The sequence below is a fragment of the Methylocystis sp. JR02 genome, assembly GCF_030063565.1.
In the GTDB taxonomy this organism is placed as follows: Bacteria; Pseudomonadota; Alphaproteobacteria; order Rhizobiales; family Beijerinckiaceae; genus Methylocystis; species Methylocystis iwaonis.
Window position 1 is genome coordinate 3,717,627 of record NZ_JASIRC010000001.1, and the last position, 25,672, is coordinate 3,743,298.

The 25,672-nt window shown below is 64.3% G+C and carries 23 protein-coding genes; 11 read left to right on the forward strand and 12 right to left on the reverse strand.

Annotated elements, in window-relative coordinates:
* Positions 1–113 precede the first annotated feature (113 nt).
* From polA to eno, 3 genes are all read right to left on the reverse strand, one after another.
* The gene (gene polA / locus QNA11_RS17615; protein ID WP_283484012.1) at positions 114–3,119 is read right to left on the reverse strand and encodes a DNA polymerase I; all 3,006 of its coding nucleotides are present in this window, start codon (positions 3,117–3,119) and stop codon (positions 114–116) included.
* A 300-nt stretch (positions 3,120–3,419) separates the two neighbouring features.
* Positions 3,420–6,260 carry a valine--tRNA ligase gene (locus QNA11_RS17620; RefSeq protein WP_283484236.1) on the reverse strand — a complete coding sequence of 947 codons (2,841 nt, stop codon included), beginning with the start codon at positions 6,258–6,260 and terminating at the stop codon, positions 3,420–3,422.
* A 276-nt stretch (positions 6,261–6,536) separates the two neighbouring features.
* Entirely contained in the window at positions 6,537–7,820 is a 1,284-nt protein-coding gene (eno, locus tag QNA11_RS17625) for a phosphopyruvate hydratase (protein WP_202072127.1), read from the reverse strand.
* Between the two features lie 267 nt (positions 7,821–8,087).
* Between eno and QNA11_RS17630 the strand changes: the two genes are divergently transcribed.
* The 3 genes from QNA11_RS17630 (at position 8,088) to QNA11_RS17640 (ending at position 10,222) form a co-directional block, all read left to right on the forward strand.
* Positions 8,088–8,843 (forward strand): hypothetical protein, encoded by a 756-nt coding sequence (locus QNA11_RS17630; RefSeq protein WP_283484013.1) that lies wholly within the window; start codon positions 8,088–8,090, stop codon positions 8,841–8,843.
* 132 nt (positions 8,844–8,975) lie between these two features.
* Positions 8,976–9,437: a preQ(1) synthase gene (gene queF, locus QNA11_RS17635; RefSeq protein WP_202072129.1), complete on the forward strand. Its 462-nt coding sequence runs from the start codon at positions 8,976–8,978 to the stop codon at positions 9,435–9,437.
* Between the two features lie 65 nt (positions 9,438–9,502).
* Positions 9,503–10,222, forward strand: a complete 720-nt coding sequence (locus QNA11_RS17640) for a hypothetical protein (protein WP_283484014.1) — start codon at positions 9,503–9,505, stop codon at positions 10,220–10,222.
* A gap of 250 nt (positions 10,223–10,472) precedes the next feature.
* Here QNA11_RS17640 and QNA11_RS17645 read toward each other — a convergent pair whose 3' ends face one another.
* The 4 genes from QNA11_RS17645 to QNA11_RS17660 form a co-directional block, all read right to left on the reverse strand.
* On the reverse strand, positions 10,473–10,880 hold the full coding sequence (locus QNA11_RS17645; protein ID WP_281928914.1) for a hypothetical protein: 408 nt from the start codon (positions 10,878–10,880) through the stop codon (positions 10,473–10,475).
* Positions 10,881–10,969: 89 nt separating this feature from the next.
* Complete coding sequence (gene kdsA / locus QNA11_RS17650; protein WP_283484015.1) at positions 10,970–11,815, reverse strand: 3-deoxy-8-phosphooctulonate synthase; 846 nt, start codon at positions 11,813–11,815, stop codon at positions 10,970–10,972.
* A complete protein-coding gene (locus QNA11_RS17655) occupies positions 11,812–12,462 on the reverse strand; it encodes a uracil-DNA glycosylase family protein (protein ID WP_283484016.1) in 651 nt (216 codons plus the stop codon). Before QNA11_RS17655 ends, kdsA begins: the two co-directional genes overlap by 4 nt.
* The gene (locus tag QNA11_RS17660; RefSeq protein WP_283484017.1) at positions 12,462–13,073 is read right to left on the reverse strand and encodes a glutathione S-transferase family protein; all 612 of its coding nucleotides are present in this window, start codon (positions 13,071–13,073) and stop codon (positions 12,462–12,464) included. The genes QNA11_RS17655 and QNA11_RS17660 overlap by 1 nt, the downstream gene beginning before the upstream one ends.
* A gap of 132 nt (positions 13,074–13,205) precedes the next feature.
* Between QNA11_RS17660 and QNA11_RS17665 the strand changes: the two genes are divergently transcribed.
* The 4 genes from QNA11_RS17665 to QNA11_RS17680 all read left to right on the forward strand — a co-directional run bounded on the left by QNA11_RS17665 (position 13,206) and on the right by QNA11_RS17680 (position 17,692).
* Positions 13,206–14,747 carry a sensor histidine kinase gene (locus tag QNA11_RS17665; protein ID WP_283484018.1) on the forward strand — a complete coding sequence of 514 codons (1,542 nt, stop codon included), beginning with the start codon at positions 13,206–13,208 and terminating at the stop codon, positions 14,745–14,747.
* Positions 14,748–14,810: 63 nt separating this feature from the next.
* On the forward strand, positions 14,811–15,536 hold the full coding sequence (queC, locus tag QNA11_RS17670) for a 7-cyano-7-deazaguanine synthase QueC (protein WP_283484019.1): 726 nt from the start codon (positions 14,811–14,813) through the stop codon (positions 15,534–15,536).
* Positions 15,537–15,847: 311 nt separating this feature from the next.
* Complete coding sequence (gene ykgO, locus QNA11_RS17675) at positions 15,848–15,973, forward strand: type B 50S ribosomal protein L36 (RefSeq protein WP_036283477.1); 126 nt, start codon at positions 15,848–15,850, stop codon at positions 15,971–15,973.
* Positions 15,974–16,204: 231 nt separating this feature from the next.
* Positions 16,205–17,692 (forward strand): hypothetical protein, encoded by a 1,488-nt coding sequence (locus tag QNA11_RS17680; protein WP_283484020.1) that lies wholly within the window; start codon positions 16,205–16,207, stop codon positions 17,690–17,692.
* Here QNA11_RS17680 and QNA11_RS17685 read toward each other — a convergent pair.
* On the reverse strand, positions 17,671–18,600 hold the full coding sequence (locus QNA11_RS17685) for a histone deacetylase family protein (protein ID WP_283484021.1): 930 nt from the start codon (positions 18,598–18,600) through the stop codon (positions 17,671–17,673). The genes QNA11_RS17680 and QNA11_RS17685 overlap by 22 nt on opposite strands.
* A 246-nt stretch (positions 18,601–18,846) precedes the next feature.
* Between QNA11_RS17685 and QNA11_RS17690 the strand changes: the two genes are divergently transcribed.
* The 3 genes from QNA11_RS17690 (at position 18,847) to QNA11_RS17700 (ending at position 20,172) form a co-directional block, all read left to right on the forward strand.
* The gene (locus QNA11_RS17690; RefSeq protein WP_202072138.1) at positions 18,847–19,455 is read left to right on the forward strand and encodes a L,D-transpeptidase; all 609 of its coding nucleotides are present in this window, start codon (positions 18,847–18,849) and stop codon (positions 19,453–19,455) included.
* Between the two features lie 300 nt (positions 19,456–19,755).
* Positions 19,756–19,899, forward strand: coding sequence for a hypothetical protein (locus tag QNA11_RS17695; protein WP_202072139.1), 144 nt, complete (start codon positions 19,756–19,758; stop codon positions 19,897–19,899).
* A 141-nt stretch (positions 19,900–20,040) separates the two neighbouring features.
* Complete coding sequence (locus tag QNA11_RS17700; protein ID WP_283484022.1) at positions 20,041–20,172, forward strand: hypothetical protein; 132 nt, start codon at positions 20,041–20,043, stop codon at positions 20,170–20,172.
* A gap of 262 nt (positions 20,173–20,434) precedes the next feature.
* Here the strand turns inward: QNA11_RS17700 and QNA11_RS17705 are convergent, their stop codons facing one another.
* From QNA11_RS17705 to QNA11_RS17720, 4 genes are all read right to left on the reverse strand, one after another.
* Complete coding sequence (locus tag QNA11_RS17705; RefSeq protein WP_283484023.1) at positions 20,435–21,022, reverse strand: hypothetical protein; 588 nt, start codon at positions 21,020–21,022, stop codon at positions 20,435–20,437.
* A 195-nt stretch (positions 21,023–21,217) separates the two neighbouring features.
* On the reverse strand, positions 21,218–22,630 hold the full coding sequence (gene lpdA / locus QNA11_RS17710; protein ID WP_283484024.1) for a dihydrolipoyl dehydrogenase: 1,413 nt from the start codon (positions 22,628–22,630) through the stop codon (positions 21,218–21,220).
* 79 nt (positions 22,631–22,709) lie between these two features.
* Positions 22,710–23,138 (reverse strand): anthrone oxygenase family protein, encoded by a 429-nt coding sequence (locus QNA11_RS17715; protein ID WP_202072142.1) that lies wholly within the window; start codon positions 23,136–23,138, stop codon positions 22,710–22,712.
* A gap of 88 nt (positions 23,139–23,226) precedes the next feature.
* The gene (locus tag QNA11_RS17720; RefSeq protein ID WP_202072143.1) at positions 23,227–24,291 is read right to left on the reverse strand and encodes a GSCFA domain-containing protein; all 1,065 of its coding nucleotides are present in this window, start codon (positions 24,289–24,291) and stop codon (positions 23,227–23,229) included.
* A 177-nt stretch (positions 24,292–24,468) separates the two neighbouring features.
* Here QNA11_RS17720 and QNA11_RS17725 point away from each other — a divergent pair, with 177 nt between their 5' ends.
* Complete coding sequence (locus QNA11_RS17725; protein ID WP_283484025.1) at positions 24,469–25,524, forward strand: WcbI family polysaccharide biosynthesis putative acetyltransferase; 1,056 nt, start codon at positions 24,469–24,471, stop codon at positions 25,522–25,524.
* Positions 25,525–25,672 lie beyond the last annotated feature (148 nt).

The following is a 25,672-nucleotide window of genomic DNA, read 5'->3' on the forward strand; positions in this document are numbered from 1 at the left end:
AACGCCCCTGCCTGCAATCGCTAAGCCGGATTTCGGAGATATTGAAATCCGCCCAAGACAACGAAGCCCCCCGGTCCCCTTAAAGGATCGAGCGCTTTAATCAAGGGCGGGCGCTAATGCGCCTCGTCCCAGTTCTTGGCCGCGCGAGCATCGACCTGTAGCGGCACTGTGAGTTCCACGGCGGGGAGGGGCGCTTCCTCCATCACGCGGCGGGCGAGGGCGATTGTCGCCTCGGCCTCCGCCTCCGGCGCCTCGAAGACGAGCTCGTCGTGCACTTGCAGGAGCATCTGCGCCGACAAATCCGCCTTCGCCAGCGCGGCGTCCATGCGCACCATGGCGCGGCGGATGATGTCGGCGGCGGCGCCCTGTATCGGCGCGTTGATCGCGGCGCGTTCGTAAAAGGCGCGGTCGGAGGCATTGGCCGAGGCGATGCGCGGGAAATGCAGCGCGCGGCCAAAAATCGTCGTCACGCACATCTTCTCGCGCACGGTCTTTTTGGTCGCGTCCATATAGTCGCGAATGCCGGGAAAGCGCTCGAAATAGCGCTTGATATAGGCCCCCGCCTCCTCGCGCGGAATGGAGAGCTGATTGGCGAGGCCAAAGGCGGAAATGCCGTAGATAATGCCGAAGTTGATCGCCTTGGCGCGCCGGCGCACTTCCGGCGGCATATCCTTCACCGGCACGCCGAACATTTCCGAAGCCGTCATGGCGTGAATATCCACGCCATCGGCGAAAGCCTTCTTCAGTTGCGGAATGTCGGCGATATGCGCGAGCAGCCTCAGCTCGATCTGCGAGTAATCCGCCGAGATCAGCACACGCCCCGGCGGCGCGACGAAGGCCTTGCGGATCTTGCGGCCGGCCTCGTTGCGCACGGGAATGTTCTGCAGATTGGGCTCGGACGACGAAAGCCGCCCCGTCGTCGTCGCGGCGAGCGAATAGCAGGTATGGACGCGGCCGGTTTCCTTGTTCACGAAGCCCGGCAGCGCGTCGGCGTAAGTGCTTTTGAGCTTCGAAAGCTGGCGCCAGTCGAGAATGCGGCGGCAGAATTCATTGCCTTCCGCCGCGAGGTCTTCGAGCACGCTGGCGGAGGTCGACCAGGCGCCGGTCGCGGTCTTTTTGGCGCCGGGCAGGCCCATTTTGCCGAAGAGAATGTCGCCCAACTGCTTGGGCGAGCCGAGATTGAAGCTCGCGCCGGCGAGATCGAAAATATCCGCCTCCAGCCGCGCCATGTCCTGCGCGAACTCGCCCGAGAGGCGCGAGAGCATGTGCCGATCGATGGTGATCCCGCGTCGCTCCATATGCGCCAGCGTCGTCACCATGGGACGCTCCAGCGTCTCATAGACGGCGGTCTTGCCTTCGGCGGCGAGGCGCGGCTTCAGCGCGCGCCACAGGCGCAGCGAGACGTCTGCGTCCTCGGCCGCATATTCCGTCGCTTTATCGAGCGCGACGCGCGCGAAGCCGATGAAACTGCGGCCCGAGCCCGCAACCTGCGCGAAAGTGATGTTCTCGTGTCCGAGATGTTTTTGCGCGAGCTCGTCGAGGCCGTGATTGTTGCGGCCCGTATCCAGCGCATAGGAGATCAGCATCGTGTCGTCCATCGGCGCGACGTCGATGCCGTAGCGCGAGAGCACGAGCAGATCATATTTCATATTCTGCGCGACTTTGAGGACGGCGTCGTCCTCAAAGAGCGGCTTGAGTTTCTCGATTGCGGTCTCGAGCGGTATCTGACCGGCGACGAGATCGGCGCCGCCAAAGAGATCGCCATTTCCGCCTTCGCGATGCTGAAGCGGAATATAGCAGGCGCGGCCCGGCCCGAGCGCCAGCGACACGCCGACAAGATCGCAGCTCAGCGGATCGAGCGATGTCGTCTCCGTGTCGAGTGCGACGATCCCCGCCTCGAAGGCGTCGGCGACCCATTGTTCGAGCCGTTCGACGGACATGACCGTCTCATAGGTCGAGCGGTCGATTTTCTCGGCGAGCGCCGCCGCTTTGCGGGCGCTCACCAGCGTCGCAGGCGAGAAGCCTTCCGTCGCCTTCTCGGCCGCGGGCGCACGCGGCTCCTTCGGCTTTGGCGCCGCGGGCGACGCGGCGTGATCGACCTCGCCATTGCGGGCGCGCCAGCCTGCCGCGCCGACATAATGCGGATCGGGTTCGATGTCGTGAATGTCGACCCCATAGAGATCGCCGACGCGCCGTGTGATGGTCGTGAACTCCATCGCCTGCAGGAAGGCGACGAGCTTCTTCGGATCGGGTTGATGCAGGCCCAGATCGTCGAGCTTGGTTTCCACCGGCGCGTCGCGCACGAGCTCGACGAGCTTTTTGGAGAGGCGGATGAGCGCGACCGCTTGCGGGTCCGTCAGCGCCTCGCGGCGCTTGGGTTGCTTGATGCCCGGCGCACTTTCCAGCAGCGTGTCGAGATCGCCATATTCATTGATGAGCTGGGCGGCGGTCTTGATGCCGATGCCTTTGGCGCCGGGCACATTATCCGTGGAATCGCCGGCGAGCGCCTGCACGTCGACCACCTTGTCGGGCGTGACGCCGAAATAGTCGACGACTTCCGCCTCATTGATGAGCCGTTCTTCGCGCGAGCCTTTGGCGCCGGCCGTTCCAGAGGCCGGGTCGTACATGGTCACGCCCGGCCCGATGAGCTGCATGAGGTCTTTGTCAGCCGAGACGATGAGCACATCCGCGCCCTTCTCACGGGCCTGTGCGGCGTAAGTGGCGATGAGGTCGTCGGCCTCATAGACGTCCTGCTCGATCGGCGTGAGGCCGAAGGCGCGCACAGCAGCCCGCATCAGCGGAAATTGCGGGACGAGGTCTTCCGGCGGCTCGCTGCGATGCGCCTTGTATTCGGGATAGATTTCCTTGCGGAAGCTGTTCTCGCTCTTGTCGAAAATGATGGCGAGATGGGTGGGCGTCGCGCCTGCAGCCCCCTCGCGCACGAATTGCAGGAGCTTGGTGCAGAAGAGCCGCACCGCGCCGGTCGGCAGGCGGTCGGAGCGGTAATTGTATTTCGCGTCCTGCCGGATCGACTGGAAATAAGCGCGAAAGACGAAGGACGAGCCGTCGACGAGGAAGACGTGAGAGCCGGGGCCGACGGGCTTGTGCGTGAGTGTCATGGGCGCATTTTAGCGCCGACTTTCCTCGGCGTCTTCCGTCATTGCGGGCCTCGATTGCTTCGCCGCGCTCGCAAGGATGGTTGTGGCGTTTGATGAAGGCGACGATCCATCCCTCCCCCTTGCGGGGAGGGCAGGGTGGGGGTAGCCGAGATGGCGACGAAGATTGTCGACCCCCACCCCTAACCCCTCCCCGCATGGGGGAGGGAGGCGGCTCACGATCAGCGCGGTTGATGAAGGCGACAATCTACTCCCCCTCCCGTGAAGCGTCGTGAAGCGGGGGAGGGTCGGGGAGGGGGCCTCTCAGCCCAACCGCCCCATCGCGGCCGTCAGCTTCTCGATGCGCGCCTGCGCCTCTTCCCGGCGCTCCTTGTGCTCCTCGATGACATCCTCGTCCGCCTTGGCGAGGAAGCCCGGATTGGCGAGCTTGGCGTCGACCTTTTTCACCTCGCCTTCGAGCTTGCCGATTTCCTTGGCGAGACGCGCCTTCTCGGCGCCGAGGTCGATCACGCCTTCGAGCGGGATGGCGACGACGCCCCCGCGCACGATGATCTGCGCCGAGGATTTGGGCGCCGCCTCGGCGAAGCCGATTTTCGACTGGCGCGCGAGCTTGCGGATCGTCTCCTCCCAGCGCGTCGCGCGCGTCTGAAGGCCGGCGTCGGCGCCGATCAGCAGAAGCTCCGTTTCGACGTTCAAATTCATCTCGGCGCGCAGCGAGCGGATTTCGGAGATGAGGTCCACGACCCAGCCGATCTCGCTCTCGGCCTCGGCGTCCTCCAGGCCTTCGAGCGACGGCCATTGCGCAAGAACGAGCAGGCTGTCGCGCGCCGGGCCTTCTGCGCCCTTGATCGCCCACAGCTCCTCGGTGATGAAGGGCATGAAGGGATGCAGCAGCGCGTAAATCTGGTCGAGCACAAAGGCCGTGGTCGCCCGCGTTTCGTCTTTTTCGGCGCCGTCGGGGCCGGTGAGGAGGGGCTTCGTCAGCTCCACATACCAGTCACAGAAGACGTTCCAGACGAAGCGGTAGGCCGCGCCCGCCGCGTCGTTGAAGCGATAGGCGTCAATCGCGGCGGAAACGTCGCGAACCGTGCGCGTTGCCTCCGTGACGATCCAGCGGTTGAGCGTCACCTTATTGGCGCGCGGGTCATAGCCCGCAACGCGCGCGCAGCCGTTCATCTCGGCGAAGCGCGAGGCGTTCCAGAGCTTGGTCGCGAAATTGCGATAGCCTTCGACGCGCTGCGTCGAGAGCTTGATGTCCCGGCCCTGCGCCGCCATGGCGGCGAGCGTGAAGCGCAAAGCGTCCGCGCCATATTCGTCGATGAGCTGCAGCGGATCGATGACATTGCCCTTCGACTTCGACATCTTCGCGCCCTTCTCGTCGCGGACGAGGGCGTGGATGTAGACGTCGTGGAAGGGAATCTCCTTTTTGAAGTGCAGGCCCATCATCATCATGCGGGCGACCCAGAAGAAGATGATGTCGAAGCCCGTGACGAGCACATTCGTCGGATAGAAGCGGGCAAGCTCCGGCGTCTCGTCTGGCCAGCCGAGCGTCGAGAAGGGCCAGAGCGCGGAGGAGAACCAGGTGTCGAGCACGTCCTCGTCGCGACACAACGGGACTGGGCCCGTGGCCTTCATTTGACCATTGGCATCGGGGGTCAGGAATTCATGGAGTTCGACGAGTGTGGAAACTATCCTCACTTCTTCGTGGTCAACGTGAGCGTAGTATTGCTTTGCGTGCTCTAGCGCCTCCATTTCGGTCTCGGCGACGAAAAGCGCATATCCTGAGACGCGCGGAACGGCAGGATCGTTCCAAAGGTAAGGCCCATACCACGCCGGAATGCGATGGCCCCACCAGAGCTGGCGCGACACGCACCAGGGCTGGATGTTTTCTAGCCAATCAAAATAGGTCTTTTCCCAATTCTTCGGCACGAAGCTCGTGCGGCCATCGCGCACGGCGGCGAGCGCCGGCTGCGCCAGCGTCTTCGCGTCCACATACCATTGGTCGGTGAGGCGCGGCTCCAGCACGGCGTTGGAGCGGTCGCCATGCGGGACCATATGCTTGTGGTCGTCGATGCCGTCGAGAAGGCCGCGCTCTTCCATCATCTCCACGACGCGCTTGCGCGCATCGAAACGGTCATGACCGTCGAGCGCGGCGACGGTCGCCGCAAGCTCCTCGGAGGTCGCGACGCCTTCGTGGAATTCGGCGTTGGCGGCGAGCGTCATGCGCGCTTGCGCATCGAGCACATTGATGAGCCGCAGCCCGTGGCGCTTGCCGACCTCGAAGTCGTTGAAGTCATGCGCGGGGGTGATCTTCACCGCGCCCGTGCCCTTTTCAGGGTCGGAATATTCGTCGGCGACGACGGGAATGAAGCGGCCGACGAGCGGCAGGCGCAGCCTCTTGCCCACAAGCGCCTTGTAGCGTTCGTCCTCCGGATGCACGGCCACCGCCGTGTCGCCGAGCATGGTCTCGGGGCGCGTCGTCGCGACGACGATGTAATCCCCGGTCTCTTTGCCGGCGTCGTCCACGACGGGATATTTGAAGCGCCAGAGATGGCCCTTCACTTCCTGCTGCAGCACTTCAAGGTCAGAGATCGCGGTGTGCAGCACCGGGTCCCAATTGACGAGGCGCTTGTCCTTGTAGAGCAGCCCATCGCGATAGAGCTGCACGAAGACTTTGGCGACGGCGCGCGACAGGCCCTCATCGAGCGTGAAGCGCTCGCGCGACCAGTCGCAGGAGGCGCCGATGCGCTTCAACTGCTCGACGATCTTGCCGCCCGATTCCGCCTTCCATTCCCAGACGCGCTCGAGGAATTTCTCGCGGCCCATCTCGCGGCGGCCGGGCTCCTGGCGCTCCATGAGCTGGCGCTCGACCACCATTTGTGTGGCGATGCCCGCGTGATCCGTGCCCGGCTGCCACAGCACGTCGAGGCCCTTCATGCGGTGGTAGCGCACGAGAATGTCCTGCAGCGTATTGTTGAGCGCATGGCCCATATGCAGGCTGCCGGTGACGTTGGGCGGCGGAATGACGATGGAATAGGGGGCGGCGTCCGCGCGCTCGGGACGACCGGCGCGGAACGCCTGCGCGTCTTCCCAAGTGGCGCGGATGCGGCTCTCTATGGAGCGGGGATCGAAGGTTTTTTCCATGGTCATCGGGTAAGCCGGGCGTTTGTTACAAAAATCCCTCCCCTTTACGGGGAGGGTGGCCCGGCGAAGCCGGGTCGGGTGGGGTAAGCGTGGGCCCTCCGTCATTGCGAGGAGCGAAGCTCCGAAGCAATCCAGCGGCGTCACGCGGGCTCTGGATTGCTTCGCTTCGCTCGCAATGACGATGCGGACAGCAAGGCCGGGCCCCACCCGGCTCGCTGCGCTCGCCACCCTCCCCGTAAAGGGGAGGGAGGGGAGCCCCGAGATCGCGGCTCGCGATCAGGCGAGCTGCTTGAGCGCGCTCTTGCCGGCGTAGATCGCCGCTTCGCCCAGCTCCTCCTCGATGCGGATGAGCTGGTTGTATTTGGCGATCCGGTCCGAACGGGCGAGCGAGCCGGTCTTGATCTGGCCGCAGTTCAGCGCGACGGCGAGGTCGGCGATCGTCGAATCCTCGGTCTCGCCCGAGCGATGCGACATGACGCTGGTGTAGCCGGCGCGATGCGCCATATCGACGGCGGCGATCGTCTCGGTGAGCGAGCCAATCTGATTGACCTTCACCAGGATCGAATTCGCCGTCCCGCTCTTGATGCCCTGCGACAGGCGGGTGACGTTGGTCACGAACAGATCGTCGCCGACGATCTGCACTTTCTTGCCGAGCGCGTCGGTCAGCTTCTTCCAGCCTTCCCAATCGTCCTCGGCCATGCCGTCCTCGATGGAGACGATCGGATAGGCGCTGGCGAGCTTGGCGAGATAGGCGACCTGCTCGTCGATGGTGCGGGTCACGCCCTCGCCTTCATAGACATATTTGCCGTCCTTGAAGAACTCGGTCGCCGCGCAGTCGGAGGCGAGATGCACGTCGACGCCCGGCTTGAAGCCCGCGTCCTCGATCGCCTTCATGATGAAGTCGAGCGCCGCTTCGGCGGAGGGAAGGTTCGGCGCGAAGCCGCCTTCGTCGCCGACCGAGGTGCTGAGGCCGGCCTTCTTCAACGCGCTCTTCAGCGTGTGGAAAATCTCGGCGCCCCAGCGGATGCCGTCGCGCACGCTGTCCGCGCCCGTCGGCATGATCATGAATTCCTGGAAGTCGATGGGGTTGTCGGCGTGGACGCCGCCATTGACGATGTTCATCATGGGCGTCGGCAGGACGCGCGCCTGCGTGCCGCCGATATAGCGGTAGAGCGGCAAAGCGGTGGCTTCCGCGGCGGCCTTGGCGACGGCGAGCGAGACGCCGAGAATGGCGTTGGCGCCGAGGCGGCTCTTGTTCGGCGTGCCGTCGAGCTTGATCATCGTCTGGTCGAGGGCGACCTGATCCTCGGCCTCGAGGCCCAGGAGCGCGCCGGCGATCTCGTCATTCACATTATCGACCGCCTGCAGCACGCCCTTGCCGAGGTAGCGCGACTTGTCGCCGTCGCGCTTCTCCACGGCCTCATGGGCGCCGGTGGAGGCGCCGGACGGCACGGCGGCGCGGCCCGAAGACCCATCCTCCAGCGTCACATCGACCTCGACGGTCGGATTCCCGCGCGAGTCGAGAATTTCACGGGCGTGGATGTCGATGATTTCGGTCATATATGGGCCTCTTTTCGATGCGCCGCGAAGCGAGCCGCCGCCTTTTAGCCCCATTAAGCGGCGCGGGGAAGCCTAGCTGGGCGGATTAACGCGGCAAGCGTACATTAAGCGCCCCGCTGTCACGCGGCAGGTGACGTATTCGGGGTTTTTGCGCTGGGCTCCCGAGCCGGTTGACTGGCGCGGGGCCGCCGTTACCGTGCGTTTTAGCAAATATAGGGCGTCCTCGAAACGCCTGAAAAGCAAAGAATAGGCTGGGAGGAATTGGGAATGGCTTTCGATAAAGGAAAAATCGCCTTCGCGGCGGCTGTGGCGCTCTTTAGCGCGCAAGGCGCGGCGGCGCAGACGGCGGAGCATGTCGCCGCCGTCAAGGCCATTTTCGAGAAATCTCCCGTTCGCGCGGGAACTTGCGCTCCGGTCTCGGAGGATTTCCAGGGCTGGCCGGCGGCGCTGGTGCAGCGCTGCGACTATGGCGGCAACGTCGCCTATATCCTCGACGTCAGCCCCGAGAAAATGGCGAAATGGGTCGAGACCGGCTGCGCCGCCCATATGTCCGGCGTGGCGGCTTGTTTCGACCGCATGACGAAATGCGCGGTCGAGAAGTCCAACGCCACTTTCGTCGTCGGCGGCAATCTCGTCGCCCAGCGCAAGGGCGCCGTGACGAATATGTTCTACCGTAATGGCGTCGTCGTCGCCGCGCCCGCCAACGGCAAGAGCGACCCCGTCCCGCTCGCCGAGCAGGAGAAGCTCGCCAGGACGCCCGAGTCGGCTGTGGACGCCATGCAGGGCGGCGGCGCGGTCGCCTTCTGGCACACCATGCCGTTCCAATTCGCCATCAAGGCCATCGATCTCGGCGTGCCCGCCGAGATGAACACGCCCGACCGGCGTCAGAAATGGCTGGAGATCATCCGCGCCGAGATGCAGGCGGCGCTCAAGGGCGACGGCAATCGCTTTCTCTCCGGCTGGATGACGGCGCATCCGATCACGCTGCGCACGGGGGAATGCGCGGATGACCGCGATCCCTGATGCCCGTCCGTCATTGCGAGGAGCGGAGCGACGACGCAACCCAGGGCGGCCATCGGCTCTGGATTGCGTCGCTTCGCTCGCAATGACGGATGGCGCGCTTGACGGGCGCGGCGCGGCGTTATCTTTACGCCCATGACCAAGACTCATGAAGGCGCGCTTCTCCTCGGCGAGAAAGCGCCGCTGCCCGCTTCGCCGGACGAGGCCGAGCTCGACCTCGTGCCCAATCCGCACAAGGATGCGGCCTATCTCGTGCGCTTCACCGCGCCCGAGTTCACCTCGCTCTGCCCGGTGACCGGCCAGCCCGACTTCGCCCATGTCGTGATCGACTATGTTCCGGGCGAGTGGCTGGTCGAGTCGAAATCCTTAAAGCTCTATCTGGGAAGCTTCCGCAATCACGGCGCCTTTCACGAGGATTGCACGCTGCGCATCGCGCGCGATCTCGTCGCGGCGATGACGCCCAAATGGCTGCGGATCGGCGGCTATTGGTATCCGCGCGGCGGCATTCCGATCGACGTCTTCTGGCAGACCGGCGCGCCGCCGGAGGGGCTATGGCTGCCGGATCAGGGCGTGCCGCCCTATCGCGGGCGCGGTTAGCGCACTTCCCGAATTTGCCGCTTTTTGAGAGCGCTTGAACGCGTTCGACCGCTCGGAGGCGCGAGATGCAGAAGATCAAATATCGGATGAGCGGCGAGGATTTGCGCCCGCGCCGCACCAGGCTCGAAATTCCGGGCTGGGCGGGCGAGCCGGAGCGCCGGACCGATGGCTCGCATGAATACGCCTGGCACTGCGTGCCCTTCACCGAGGCCGCGAAATATGGGGTGGAGGTCTTCTACCCCTATGACAACGAGCTTCACGTCTCGACCCGGGGCGGCAAGCTGGCGATGGCGGGCGATTTCGGGCCGCCGCCCTCGCCCGGCCGGAGCTGGCCGCCGTTCCGGAACTTCGGCGAGTCTTTTTACACCTATCAGATCCTGCTCGATCTCAAGCCCGAGCCGGGCCATGCGATCAAGGTCGAAACGCATCCGAGCTTCTATACGGACACCACCGGAACGGCGCCGATCGCCGTGCCGGCGCTGATCCGCGAATGGTGGCCGATGCTCTATTTCATCGTCTTCAAAGCGCCGCCGGAGGGGCAGACGCATATCTTCCGGCCGGGCGCGCCCATGGCGCAATTCATCATGGTCCCCGCCGAGTGCGACGTCGAGCTGGTTGCGATGAGCGAGGATGAGGCGGCGGAGCGGGAGCTGCAGTCGCGGCGCATCTACGCAAGCCGCGAGACGCTCGGCGCCGATTCGCAATGGCTTTCGACGACCGACACGGTGTTCGACGGCACCTATCGCCGCATGCATGGCGCGGCGCGGAAATTATCGGAAGGGTAAGGCGCGCTCGTCGTGGCGCTGCTCGATTGGTTCGGCGCCATCCGCTCGCGCAGTTTGGACACAGAGGAAATCACCGCCGTCATTGCGAGGAGGCGGAGCCGACGAAGCAATCCAGGGCCGCATCGCCGCCCCTGGATTGCTTCGCGTCGCTCGCAATGACGGGCTCAGAGCAAAACCAGCGCTCTTGTGGCTCTGGATTCCCGTCGGGCTTTCAGCCCGCCGGGAGTGACAGGCGCCCGATGCGAGTTCTTCAGTCTTCGCCCCAGTGATGATGATGGTGGTGGTGATGGTGATGGTGGTGGTAATAGGGCCGCCCCCAACCGCCATAGCCGCCGCCGTAGCCGCCGTAACCGCCGTAGCCGCCCCAATAATTGCTATGATGATGGTGGTGATGGTGATAATAGCGCCGGCGCGGCTGATAGTAATAGTTGTAGTTCGGATAGTAATACTGAGCCTGCTCGACCTTGGCCTCCGGCTCGGGCGCCGCGGTTGCGGCTTGCTTCAGCAGTTCGGCGGCATTGGGAATGGGCTGCAGAAGCTCGGCGTATGAGGTCGGCGCCATCACTTCCGCCAGCGTCTTGACCGCCGGAGCGGCGCTCGCCGCCAAGGGGGTCAGCGCCGATATGGCGCCGACAAGGCCGGCTGTCTTCTTGTCCATGCTGCATTTCCTTTCGGGCGGGCGCGCCGGGGAGACGTTCTTCCCCGAGGCGGATTTCTTTGGAGCCGGCGGCGATGTTCGCCTCTGGCTCATGAACTTCCGGTGAACGGTTTGGCCAGGCGGTCGAACGCCATGAGCGTCTCGACCAAGGCCGCGAGCTCGCGCAGCGGGAGCTGCGTGGCGCTGTCGGAGAGGGCGGCGTCTGGATCAGGATGGGTTTCCAAGAACAGCCCCGCGACGCCCACGGCGACCGCCGCCCGCGCCAGCGCGGCCACGAAGCGCCGCTCTCCCCCCGAGGCGCCGCCGCGCCCGCCCGGCTGCTGGACTGAGTGCGTGGCGTCGAAAATCACCGGCGCGCCGGTCTCCTTCATGATGGGGAGGCCGCGCATGTCGGCGACGAGCGCATTATAGCCGAAGGTCGTCCCGCGCTCGGTGAGGAGAACGCCGGCGGCGCCCGCGGCGCGGGCTTTTTGCGCGGGATATTCCATATCCCAGGGGGCGAGAAACTGGCCCTTCTTGACGTTCACCGGTCGCCCGGTCCGCGCCGCCGCGACGATAAGATCGGTCTGCCGGCACAGGAAAGCGGGAATTTGCAGGAGATCGACGACCGCGGCGACGCGGGCGCATTGCCAGCTTTCATGCACGTCAGTGGTGACCGGCAGACCAGTCTTCTCCTTTACTTCCGCAAGGATGGGCAGCGCGGCGTCCAGCCCCGGACCACGCGGCGCGCCGCCGCTGGTGCGATTGGCCTTGTCGAAGGAGCCCTTGAAGACGACGCCGATCCCGAGCCGGTCCGACAGAAGCGCCAATTCGCTCGCGACTTCGAGCGCCATCTCCCGGCTCTCCAGTGCGCAGGGTCCGGCGATCAGCGCCAAGGGCCGGTTGTTGTCGAATGAGACGCGGCGCGCGCCCTCTCCCACAGAGACGATGCTCATGGCGCTTTTCCCGGCTTGCCGACGAGCCGCGCGACCTCGGCGCGCAGCGCCGGCAGGACCTCCGCCTCGAACCAGGGATTTTTCTTGAGCCAGCCGGTGTTGCGCCAGGAGGGGTGGGGCAGGGGGAAGATCAGCGGCTTTCCGCCCTGAAACGCGCGCCAGCCGGCGACGGTCTGTGAGACGCCCGCCGATTTGGGCAGCGCATGGCCGAGCCGGGCGAAGTGGTAGGTCTGCGCGTAGCGGCCGATGGCGAGCACGGTTTCGATCTGCGGCATCGCCTCGAACAGCGCGTCGTGCCAGAGCTTTCGGCACTCCGGGCGCGGCGGCAGATCGCCGCCCGCCGCGTCATTGCCCGGAAAGCAGAAGCCCATGGGGACGATGGCGACGCGCGACACATCGTAGAATGTGTCGCGGTCGACCCCCATCCAATCGCGCAGCCGCTCGCCAGACGGATCGTTGAAGGGAATGCCTGTCTGATTGACGAGATTGCCGGGCGCCTGACTCGCGACAAGAAGGCGCGCCGTGGGCGAAACCCGCAAGACCGGGCGCGGCGCGTGCGGCAGCGGCGCGGGCGCCTCGGCGCAATGGCGGCAGGCGCGAATCCGCGTCGCAAGCGCCTCCAGCCGCTGTCGCGCGCCTGAGGCCATCAGGCCGCCGCGCTCGGACGCGCCGAGATTTCCCGCCGCCAGCGGGCGAGGTGGGGCAGGTCGTCGGGGACCGCGAGTCCCGCAGGCGCTGTCAGCTCCATCGCGACGAAGGCGGTGATGTCCGCGATGGTGAACGCCTCTCCCGCGACATAGGGGCGCTTCGACAGCTCGCCGTCGAGGAAGCGCATGGCCCAGATCGCGCGCGGACGCAGCGACTCGGCGTAGTCCGGGAGCTGGGGCTGCTGCATCGCCGCGAGCTTCGGGTGGGTATGACGGAAAATCATGGCGACCGCCAGGAAAAGGGAAAACTCCATGCGCCTTTGCCACATCTCCACGAAAGCCTGCTCGCGCGCGTCGCGCCCGAAGAGCGGCGGTTCAGGATGGAGCCATTCGATATAGCGGCAGATGGCGACGGATTCGGTGAGGACTTCTCCGTCGTCGAGAACCAGGGCCGGGACGGCGCCCATCGGGTTGATACGCCTGAAATCCTCGCCTTTTTGTTCGAGCGCGAGCAGATCGACGCTGCGCGTGGGGATGGCGATCCCCTTCTCCGCGAGGAAAATCCGCACCCTCTTGGCGTTGGGGGCGAGCGCCGTATCGTAAAGAAGCATTTTGGACCTTTCTCTTTACTTGCAATTCAGAATTTAGTCGAAAGCGTGGCTGCTTGTGAGGGGGCTGTTAACATTTACCGGGAATTATCGCATTCGTCGGCTTCCGACGCAGTAACGTCTTGCGTGTGTAAAATGAGTGAAATCACCGCGGAAATGATCGAGCGTGGTCGTGGGCTCGATCCTCAGACTGCGACGCAAAAGCGTCGGCTCGGCGCGCGCGTGCGCCAGGCGCGAGAGCGCCTGACGACCTCCGACACGGGGTATCGCGGCGCCGATCTCGAGCTGCTGCGGGCCTATGCCGAGACCCGCGTCAATTCCGCCGTATCGGCGGTGGCGCTCATTCTGATGATGTCCTTTCTGGCCCTGTATTGGGTCCCGAGCCAACGGATCATCGTCTGGCTCGTTCTCGCCTTTTCCAGCCTCATCCTCTGCTACGGCACGGCCAAGAGCCTGCTGAGCCGGGACGACTCCAAGATCACGGTCAAGGAGTGGCGCACCAAATTCGTCGCGACCGAGCTTATCCATGGCTTCGTCTGGGCCGGCGTCGCGGCGACCCTCCTGAGCGTCAACGACCCCAACGCCCGCACGCTGGTCATCTGCATGATGCTGATGTCCTCGGCGTTCAACACCATGGTGACGGCGACGATTCCGGCCGCCGTCTACGCAGCCATTCTGCCGGCATCGCTGGCCAGCGTCGCCTATATCGCCGTCGCCGCGCGCGGCGCCCAAACCATCGCCCCCCTCGTCGCAATGGTGGCGGCGAGCCAGGTGTTTTTCTATGTGCTGGCCAGGCGTTTCCACCAGCTCGCCTCCGAAAGCCTGTTCTTCCGCGCCGAGAAGAACGAGCTCATCGCCGAGCTGGAGCAGGCCAAGGCGAATTCCGACGAGGCGCGCCGCCGGTCGGAAGAGGCCAATCTCGCCAAGTCGCGTTTCCTCGCGACCATGAGCCACGAGCTGCGCACCCCGCTCAACGCGATCCTCGGCTTTTCCGAGGTGCTGAAAAACGAGCTTTTCGGCCCGCATTCCAACCCTGCCTATAAGGAATATTCCTCGGATATTCATTCGAGCGGCCAGCATCTGCTGATGCTCATCAATGAAATCCTCGATCTCTCGCGCGTCGAGGCGGGCCGCTACGAATTGAAGGAGGAGAGCGTCTCGCTCGTCAATGTCGCGCAGGAGTGCCGCCATCTTTTGACGATCCGCGCGCAGAAGCGCGACATTAATCTGGTCGAGGCGCTGGAGCCGAACATGCCGCGCATTTGGGTCGACGAACGGGCCGTGCGTCAGGTCATTCTCAACCTTCTCACCAACGCCATCAAATTCACGCCGCAGGGCGGGCAGGTGACGCTGAAGGTCGGCTGGACCAGCGCCGGCGGCCAGTATGTCGCCATCAAGGACACGGGCCCCGGCATCCCCGAGGAGGAAATCGCCGTCGTCATGGCGTCCTTCGGCCGCGGCACGCTCGCGCAGAAGAACGCCGACGAGGGCACGGGCCTGGGGCTGCCGATCGTCAAGGGGCTCGTCGAGCTGCATGGCGGCCAGTTCATGCTGAAGTCCAAAGTGCGCGAGGGCACCGAGGCGATCGTGATCTTCCCGCCCCAGCGCGTGATGAACGCCCTGCCCAAGTTCGAGACGCCGACGGCCCAGAGCCCCGCCCGCCGCACGGCGGCGTGATTCGCTCGCATCGCGCGGCGAACGCCAATTCCATGCGAGCGGAAAGCGCGCTAGCTTCGTCTCATGACGACCCATGACGCAAATCCCGCTGGGGACTCCGCCGCACTCGTGCTTTTCTCTGGCGGACAGGACTCGACCACCTGCCTCGCCTGGGCGCTGGCGCATTTCTCCCGCGTCGAGACCGTGGGCTTCGATTACGGTCAGCGCCATCGCATCGAGCTGGCGCAGCGCGCCGCTTTGCGGGACGGCCTGGGCGCGCTCTCGCCGCTGTGGCGGTCGCGGCTCGGCGAGGACCATACGATCTCGCTCGAGGCGCTCGGCGCCGTCTCCGAAACCGCGCTGACGCGGGAGGCCGAAATCGCGCTCGGGGAGGGCGGCCTGCCGAATACCTTCGTTCCCGGCCGCAATATCATCTTCCTCACTTTCGCGGCCGCGCTCGCCTATCGGCGCTCCATCGCCGACCTCGTCGGCGGCATGTGCGAGACCGATTACTCCGGCTATCCGGACTGCCGCTACGATACGATTCGCGCTGTGAACCGGGCCTTGACCCTCGGCATGGCGACCGATGTGGAAATCCATACGCCTTTGATGTGGATCGACAAGGCGGCGACCTGGCGCATGGCGCACGACCTCGGCGGCGAAGGGCTCGTCGAGCTTATCGTGGAGGAATCGCACACCTGCTATCTGGGCGAGCGCGGCAAGCGCTTCGAATGGGGCTATGGCTGCGGCGAGTGCCCCGCCTGCAAGCTGCGCGCGGCGGGCTGGGAGAAATTTGTGGCGACGCTGTGAGGGGCAACTCGGGCGAACGCCGGGCGTGAGCTCATCCCTCCCCTTTACGGGGAGGGTGGCGCGCGAAGCGCGACGGGTGGGGTAAAACCCAACCACAGTCATTGCTGCACGGGCCCCACCCGTCGGCCTTCGGCCGCCGACCTCCCCGTGAAGGGGAGGTATGGGGGCTAATAACGCCAGATCGTTATTCACCCGGTCGTTCCGCCAATTTGCCAGTTTCGACTTGATCGGCGGCGGAAAATTTGGCATATCCGGCCGTAACGAGGCGCTGGGCGTTATCCCGGCCAGTGTTCTATTGCCGAGGATAGACCATGAAAGTCCGCAACTCTCTGAAGTCCCTGCGTTCGCGCCATCGCGCCAACCAGATCGTGCGCCGCAAGGGCCGCGTCTACGTCATCAACAAGGTTCAGAAGCGCTACAAGGCCCGCCAGGGCTGAGCGTCCGGGGCTCTCCCCGCAATTGAGCTTTTTCAAAAGCCGCGACGCCGACAGGCTCGCGGCTTTTGCTTATTCCTAAAGGTCTAAGTAGTTCCCCAGTATCGGTCGTGACCGAAAGGCCGAATTTCGTCGGCTATGCTTTCCTGAATATCTTCAGCTCGAGACAAATCCTAGAGGTCTGCCGACCGCGTCCCTCCTGGCGGCGCATAAGGCACAACAGGAAGGCTCGATATGAACGATCTTCTTCATCTCCCCGCGCAATACGTCGTTCCGGACGCGGGCGTCGCCCATGTCGACGCCGGCGTCCAAAATCCATCGTCCTTTCCCGAGTGGACGCTGGACCAGATTGGCGCGGAGGACGAGGAGATCAAGAACCGCTGCATCGACCTTGTCCAGAAGGTCGAGGAGCTTTGCGCGGTCAAGGCGCATTTCGTCGAGATTTCGAACTGGATCGGCCATATCCTCGCGGCGCGCGAGGAAACCAACGCCGCCCTGGTCGAGCGCGGCATGATGATCGCGCTGACCGAGGGCGCACTTGCCGACATGAAGGAAGAAAACCGCGCGCTCTACGAGGAGCGGGACGAGGCGCGGACCGAGAACAGCCTGCTGTCCTTGGAGACTGCGCGGCTGCGCGAGGCGACGCAGGTCCATGAAGCGCGGATCGAGACGCTGGAGGCGGATCTGCGCCAGGCCCAGAGCGTCGGCGCGCAATATCAGGAGGCTTACGAAGCCGAGCGCGCCGAAGTCTATCATCTCAAGGGCGACCTCGACGAATTGCAGGACGCGGTGGCCAAGAACGACCGGCTCATCACGCAGTTGCAGCTCGATCTTTCCGCGGCGCGGGACGAAGCCGCCTTCGCGCGCCAGCATGCCGACGTCCTGCAAGCAAATCTCGTCGAAGTTCAGACGCACGCAGGCGCGCTGCAGAACGAGCTGGCGGAGGGGAAGGTCTACGCCGGAGGGCTCGTCGAGCGCATCCGCGAATTGGAGATCGCCCTCGAAACCGAGCGGCGCCAGATCGTCAAGCTCGAGGAGCTGATCGCCTCGACCCATATGGAGCACCAGAGAGCGCAGGCCGCGTCGCGCCTGGAGCTCGAAGCAGATCGCCGTCAGATCGCCGAGCTGGAAGCCAAGCTCGACGAGCAGGTCTCCCGCGCCCAGGCCGCCGAGCGGCTTCTTGTCGAAGCGCGGTCCGAGCTGCAGGAGAAGAGCGACCAGTGCCGCGTCGGCGAGCGTCTGGTTCAGGACCTGGAGCAGAAGCTCCTGCGTCTTTCGGAACATTCCGAAGCCACGGCCGCCGACATGCTGGCGCTCAAGGAAAAGCTGGACGCCCGCGAGCGCGGCCATGCGCGGCTCAGCAGGCGCGCCCGCTCACTGATCCGGGCGATGCGCGACCTCTCCGCCCGGCTCGAAAAATCCGAGCAGAAAGCCGCGCTCGCCGGCGATCGGCTGAATGCGGAGCGCAGCCGCTTCGCCGATCAGAAGGCGCATCTCGAACAGGCCAATCGCGACCTGGTGGAGCAGCTCGAAAGGGAGCGCGCCTCCGGCAAGGTGACGGCGGGCGCCCTGGAGGCGGCGCGGCAGCAGCGGCTGCTGCAGGCCCGCGAGGAAGAGCCGTCGCGCGACGATCTGATCCTCGCCGATATTCTGGCCCGGGCGGAAAGGGCCCATCTCGAGGCGGAGGCTCTGGCCGCCGCTCAGGCGCCCATCAAGGCCTGAACATGGGCCGCGACGCTGCGGCTCAAGCCTTCGAGATCGTAGCCGCCTTCGAGAAGAGAGACGAGCCGCCCGCCGGATCTCTTGTCGGCGACATCCATCAGGCGCTTGGTCGTCTCGCTGAAATCCCGCTCGGTGAGGAGAAGTCCGCCGAGCGGGTCGCGTTCATGGGCGTCGAAGCCGGCCGAGATGAGGATGATGTCCGGGCCAAAGTCGCGCAGCCGCGGCAGGACGCGGTCGGCGAACGCCTCCTGGAAGGCGTAACCAGACGAGCCGGCCAGCAATGGCGCATTGACGATGGTGTCGTGCTCGCCGGTTTCATTGCGCCCGCCGGTGCCGGGGTAAAACGGCGCCTGATGGAGGGAGCAGTAAAGAACGCTGCCGTCGGCCCAGAAAATATCCTGCGTGCCATTGCCGTGGTGCACGTCGAAATCCACGATGGCGACGCGCTCGACGCCATGCGCCGCCTGGGCGTGGCGCGCGGCGATGGCGATATTGTTGATGAAGCAGAAGCCCATGGGCGTCTGGACGCTGGCATGATGGCCCGGCGGGCGCGTGGCGACGAAAGCGGTGTCGGCCGCGCCGCTCATCACCGCGTCGATCGCAGCGACGGCGCCGCCCGCCGAACGCCAGACCGCCTCGAGCGTCTTGGCGCACATCAGCGTGTCGCTGTCGAGCGCCGCATAGCCTTCGCGCGGCTCGGCCTGTTCGAGCGCGTCGAGATAGCTTTGCGGATGCACGCGCAGCACTGCTTCGAGGGACGCGCGCGGCGCATTCACGCGCGTAAGGGATTGGAAACGCTCAGCGTCCAGCTCGCGCTCGATGGCGCGCAGCCGATCCGGGCGCTCGGGATGCCCCGGACCCATTTCGTGATCGAGACCGCTCGCATGCGTGACGAGAAGGGTTTTCACAAGATCGCCGCTAAAGGGGCGGACGATTCCCGCCCTGTTCCTGTGTTTTTCGCCCATGTCTGTGAAAAATGAAAGACGTCAAGTCCTCATCTGGGGCGGCGTGGGGCACTTTCTTCGCGGTGCAACGTGGCGCCCTGGCAACACCAAGGGAATATTGGCTCCAATATGGCGGTGAGGCGGATTGTCCCGGGCGAGTTCGTGATAAGCATTTTTCGTGACTATCCTGCGGCGGAAAGGAGCGTTGGCATGAATTCGAGGCTTTTGGTTGCAACGGCGCTATCCGCGCTCGCGCTTGCCGGCTGTTACAGCGGGACGCGTTTGCCCGAGCCGAAGCTGTCGGGTCGCGACGCCGAATTTCTGGCGCTTGCGCCGAAAGCCGAAATCAGCTCCGAATTCGATCGCTATCTCGTGGATTACAAGACGAATGAGCCGGTTGGCTCGATCATCGTCGATTCCAGGTCGCATTTCCTTTACTACGTGATGCCCGGCGGCAAGGCCGTTCGTTATGGCGTTGCGACAGGGCAGGACGCGATGGGTTGGAGCGGCCGCGCCTATGTTGGCGCGATGCAGGAATGGCCGCGCTGGATTCCGCCCAAGGACATGCTCCAGCGCTGGCCGCATCTGCAGCCGACCGCCGACGCCGGCGGCCTGCCGGGCGGCCCCGACAATCCGCTCGGCTCGCGGGCCCTCTATCTCTATCAGGAGGGCAAGGACACGCTCTACCGCATCCACGGCACCAATGAGCCGGAGAAGATCGGCCAGGGCGTTTCCTCGGGCTGCATCCGCATGCGCGACATCGACGCGATCGACCTCTACAGCCGCGTGAAGGTGGGCACCAAGGTCGTCGTGATCTGATACTCGTTTGTGCCCTCGTGCTTCGAGACGCCTGCTGCGCAGGCTCCTCAGCATGAGGGGCTTTTTTCATTTACGTCAAACACTTAGGCCTCATCCTGAGGAGCGAGCAAAGCTCGCGTCTCGAAGGACGAGGCCGCCGCGGAAGTTTGGCGGCAAACCGAGCCTCCTCCGCCGCGGGGAGGCTCTTTCATTTCGAGCCACACCCTCCGGCCCGTGCGCCCGCGCACTGTGTCTGCGTCCCTGCTTTCCTAATCTGCGCTTATTCGCCGATGGGCGAGGCGGAGATAGAAGGAGGCTTCCATGCGACAGACAGCGGGATTGGGCGCTTTGCTCGTGGTCTTTCTGGTTCTCGCGCTCGAATTGGCTGGCGCTGGCGCTTATGTCGTCTCGAGCGCTCATGCGGATGCGAGCGATTTCTGCTTCGGCTATGCGCTTTGTCGTTAAGCACGCTCGAGGGCGCCTGGACGGTTTCTCGGAACCGGAGCCGTAGGATCGGCGTTAGTCGGCCAAGGGGGCGCAGGCGCGCAAATTGAGAGGCGAGGCTGCCCCGATATTGCGGCGCAAGGCATTTCCGGAGAGGGGCTTATGAAAAAATCACTTATCTTCGGCCTTCTATCGCTGATGGTGGCGGCAAGCTTCGCGAGCGCGGGCGCTTTGTTCAAATCGCCCTCCGCGGCGGCAGCCGATTTCTGCTTCGGCTACGCCATCTGCGAGTGATACGAGATCCGCTCGATCGGTTCGGTGTTGATCCCGATGTTTGCAAACGAGCGATCGGAATTACCGCCGTCATTGCGAGGAGGCGGAGCCGACGAAGCAATCCCGCGCCGCATCGCTGCCCTGGATTGCTTCGTTTCGCTCGCAATGACGGGCTCCGAGCAAAACCAGCGCACTTATGGCTCTGGATTCCCGGCCGGGCTTTCAGCCCGCCGGGAATGACACGTCCCCATGCGAGCTACTCAAACGGAAACGGTATGAGCGCTCACGCCGCGCCCCGCGATTTCACCAGGGCGCGCAGGCGGGCGATCTGCTTTCTCAAGAGTTCGCCGTCCCCGCCCAGGTAGGCTGCGAGATTGGCGCGCAGCTTGGCGAGTCCTTCCGCCAAGCGCTCTTTGTAAGGCTTCACGAGCTGAGACGCCCAGGCGCGCACGTCGAGGACAGTCGCATAGAAACGTGCGAACCATGGCATCTGCAAAAGCTTGTCGCGGCAGATGTCGAACAGGAAGGCCTCGACGCCCAGCGCCAGCATTTTCGCCAGCAGAATGACGCCGACGCCCGCCAGAATATGGCCATGCGCCAGCAGCGCCAAGGCGGCTATTTTAAGCGGCAATATGCCGGCGATCGGGCCCACGAAAAGGACCAGCGCCATAGGCGGCGAGAGCCGCGCGACAAGCGCTTTCAGCCAGGGCTCTAGCTTTTCCACGCCGAGCCAGCGCTCGAGCGCGTGTAGCCCGTCCTTGAGATGGTCCCAAAGCCAGCTCTCGATCAGGAAGAGAAGCGCCAGCGTGAACCAAAAGGCCCGCGCCAACCGCGGCTTCAGCCAGCCGAGAAATGCGTTCACTTGTTCCATCGGGCGCTCCAGCAGCAGTCCGGCAAGAATGTAAGGGTCCGATCGTGAACGCCAATTTGGTTCGGCGCCCATTCCCGAGACTCGCGCAGCGAGCGATCGGGAAACCCGCGCTTTTGTGGCTCTGGATTCCCGGTCGGGCTTTCAGCCCGCCGGGAATGACAAGGCCCAATGCGAGCTGCTCAAACGGAAATGGCGTCAGATGTGGATCGCCCGCTTGGCCACGGCGAGCGCCGCCTCCTTCATTGCCTCCGACATGGTGGGATGGGCGTGGCAGGTGCGCGCGAGGTCCTCGGAGGAGCCCGAGAATTCCATGAGCACAGCCGCTTCCGCGATCAGCTCGCCGGCGCCGGCGCCGAGGATATGGACGCCCAGCACCCGGTCGGTGGCGGCGTCGGCGATGAATTTCACGAAGCCGTCGGTCTCGCGCATCGAGCGGGCGCGGCCATTGGCGGAGAAGGGGAATTTGCCGATGGCGACATCGAGGCCCTTGGTCTTGGCGTCCTCCTCGGTGAGGCCCACAGAGGCGACTTCAGGGCTCGTGTAAACGACGCTCGGAATGACGTTGTAATTCACATGGCCGGCCTGGCCTGCGAGGATTTCGGCGACGGCGACGCCCTCATCCTCGGCCTTATGGGCAAGCATCGGCCCGCGCACGACGTCGCCGATGGCGTAGACGCCCGGGACATTGGTGGCAAAGTGATCGTCGATAATGACGCGCCCGCGCTCCAGAGCGACGCCCGCCTCTTCGAGCCCGAGGGCCTGCGTATAGGGGATGCGGCCGGTGGCCACCAAAACGACGTCCGCCGCCGCCGTATCCGAGGTTGCGCCATCGACGGAGGAATAGGAGACCACGACGCCATCGCCCTCGCGCTTGACGCCCGTGACCTTGGAGGAAAGCTTGAAGGCGAAGCCCTGCTTTTCGAGGAGCTTCTGAAAACGCGTCGCCACTTCGAGATCGAAGCCCGGCAGCACGCGGTCGAGATATTCGATCGCCGTCACTTGCGCGCCGAGCCGCCGCCAGACCGAGCCGAGCTCCAGGCCGATGACCCCCGCGCCGATGACGACGAGCCGTTGCGGAACCTTCTCCAGCGACAGCGCGCCGGTCGAGGAGACGACGAGCTTTTCGTCGATCTGAATTTCGGCGCCGGAAGCGTCCAGCAAAGGCGCGACCGCCGAACCCGTCGCGATCACGATATTCTTCGTTTCGAGGGTCTGCGACGCGCCATCGGCGCCGGTCACTTCAACTTTGCCCGCGCCAGCAAGGCGGCCGACGCCGCGATAGGCGTCGACCTTGTTCTTTTTGAACAAAAAGGCAACGCCGTTGACATTCGCGCCAACTGTTTCGTTCTTGTGCTTCATCATCGCCGCGAGATCGAGCTTCGGCGGATCGACGATCACGCCGAGCGGCGCAAGGCCGTGGCCGGCCTCCTCGAACATGTGGGAAGCGTGCAGCAGCGCTTTCGAGGGAATGCAGCCGACGTTGAGGCAGGTTCCGCCATAGGTCGGATCTTTCTCGACGACGGCGGTTTTCAGGCCCAATTGCGCGGCCCGGATCGCGCAGACATAGCCGCCCGGACCCGAACCGATCACGACAAGATCATAAATCATGAATGCCGCTCTTCAAGATTGGCGCCGAAGGCCCTGAGGCGCAGTCTGTTTGCGTGGGGCGCGGTTCAGACGGAAGGTTTTAGCCGGCCGCCCAAAGGAAGATCGCGAGGGCAAGGACGCCGATCGCTGTCTGGCCGATCTCCAGCTTGCCCCAAAGATCGATCACTTTGCGCGCCTCATGCGCGGCGTCGGCGGCGATGAGGCCGAGGATGCGGTTGTTGAGCGGCACGATCGCCCAATAGGTGTAGGGCCATGACGCCAGAATAACCAGGGCGCCGAACAGCCAGCGAATGTCGTCGAGCTCGCGAAAAGCGATGAAGCCGAACAATGCGGCAATCGCCGCCAATCCCGCGAGCACAATGAAGCCGCGATGATCGGAGGGCTCCCATTCCTTGATGAGCGCATCGTCGCTCAAGGCGAGACGCGCCGGCTGCTCGACGTAATTCACGTAAAGAGAGGCGCCGGTAAAAGCCCCCGCAGCGGCGAGCGCAAGCGAAGCTACGATCATGTTCGATCCTTTGGAAATCGGCTGTCGGCTCGGTGGTCGATGAAGAATTCAGCGGATCGGCGCTGGCGCCGATCCGCCGATCGCCGTCTCACGCAGACTCGATCGCCTCCTCGTCGCAGACGACGCGGGCGCTGGCTTCGGCTTCCGCCGCGACGTCGAATTTCAGCGAACGAATCGCCTCCTCCTCGCGCGCCTTGTCGGTGAAGTGATCGAAGAACATCTTCATCGTGCGGTCGATGCCATGCGCGTTGATGCGCCGCGTATCGTCGCGATAGAAGCGTCCCGTATTGGGGGAGATGTTCACGAGATCAAAGGACGGGAAATAGGCGATGTTCGGGCGCGCCCGCACGACCTCGTCCGCCGCCGCCCGCAAAATAGATTTGACGGCGACGTTGGAGACGGCGACGTGCCGGTCTTCGTAGGTCGCGATGATCCCGACCGGCGACACGCTCAGGATGATGCGGACCTTGGGATTGACCTCGCGAATGCGATCCACGGCGGCGAGGAAGTCGCGCACGACTTCGCTCACCGTCATATTGTAGAACTCGTAGACGTTTTCGTCCCATGTCCCGCCGGCGACGCCGGGCGCGAGCTGCAAGATCGCGCCATCCGCCTTGTGGCGCCAGGTCTCGGTATGGCCGAAGGTGAAGACGAAAACGTCCATCGTCTCCAGCATGTGACGCACGGCGGCGAAATGGCTTTCGCGATCGGCGCGCATCGCCTCGACCGTCTCATAGGCGTCCGGCTCGATGCGCGGGCGGAAGGGGTCGACAAAGCGGCCGTCCTCCGGGCGATTCCAGTAATCGAGCGACGGCGTGAAACGCCCATAGACGCGCTCGATCAACTGCCGCAATTGCGCGGTCGTGTAGAGATTGCCGTAGCGGCAGGAATACATCGAGTAGTTGCGCCGCAGCGCTTCCTCGGCCGACATCCCCTGCGGCGGTTTTTCGGCGAGATAATAGGTGTAGCCGCTCGTCTGCAGGCGATGGGCGATTTCCTGCGCGAAGCAGCTTCCCGCAGTCGCCACGCGATCTTCGCGGGCGATCTTGAAGGGCATGGAAATCACCGGGTCGATGGCGAAGGGCGGCAGTCCGGTCACAGCCTTGCGCCAGAAGCGATGGTCGGGTAGGGAGCTATAGGGGTTGTCTGCCAAGGGCAAACTCCTCGTCGATTCGAATCGATCTTCGCAAACGGACCTCGTAGCGCTCGTCTTCGTTGCGCATATGGCGCGCCGTTGCGTGTGAGCGGACCATAGACGCGGCGCCGCCTCTTGTCACCAGCCCAGGGCCGGAAGACGGGACGCGCCCCGGCGAAACTGGTGAATGACCGTATGTTATCTCAAATCGACAAGCAGATTTTCCGCACCTGGCGCCAATATGCGGTCGAGCCGCACATCGCCAAGCTGACGGGCCGCGTTATCCGCGCCACGGGGCCGCGAATCGCCGTTATCGGCAATTGTCAGGCCTTCGGGATCGCCTATGCGATGAAGGTCATGAATCCGAGCGCCGTGGTCGATCACTTCTCGGCGATCGGCCACGCCAAGGCCTCGATGGACCTTCTGGTCAAGACGCTGGATACGTATGATTACATCTTCACGCATGATTTTCTCGCCGGCCATTTGCGCGGCGGCGGAGATTCGGAGGAGCTGCGCAACCGTCTGCCGAAGACGACGCTGACGCCCGCGATCAGTTTCGCGGCGTTTCATCCCGACCTCATCTATATCGAGGACAAATCGCAACCGCTGCACGGCTTCATCTTCGGGCCGGTCGGGCCCTATCATTCGGCGCTCGCCCTTTTCGCCTACCGCGCGGGGCTTTCGGTCGACGAAGCGCGGGCGCTGTTCAATGAGAATGTCTTTCAGGCCCTGGGCTATTTCGATGTCTGGAACGACGCTGCGCGGGAGCTGCTCGAGACGTCGAAAGCGCGTTTCGGCGTCGATCTCTCGGAAGATCTCATGAAATGGGCGCGCCGCGGCGTCTTCATGTACAGCATCTTGCATCCCAAGAGCTTCGTGCTCTTCGATATTGCGCGGCGGATGTGGGAGAAAGTCGGCCTGAAGCCGCCGTCGACGGATTTCAGCTATTACGAAATCCACGACCTCGCGCGTGCGGAAATCTTCCCGGTCTATCCGGGAATCGCCAAAGTGTTCGGCGCGCAGGGCGGCTATCTGTTCAAGCTGCAGAACCACCATCTCGCCAATTCGGTCGGCGATTTTCTCAACCTGCCGCAATATCTCGCGGCGTCGTTCAAGACCTATGAAAAGGCGGGCCCGGAGCGACTCTCCAATTCACGCGTCGATGCGTGGATTGCGGATGAGCAGACGAAAAATCTGCTCCTTGGCCTCGCCCGCGAAAACCTGAAAGCAGGGCTGACGCCGACGTTGTGAGCGGCGCAGCGGGGACCGCGAGCCTTCAGGCTCGCCGGACTGGGTCCGTTGACGCCCCTCGTGCTTCGAGACGCCTGCTGCGCAGACCCCTCAGCATGAGGGGCTTCTGCATCTGCGCCAAACACTTAGGCCTCATCCTGAGGAGTGA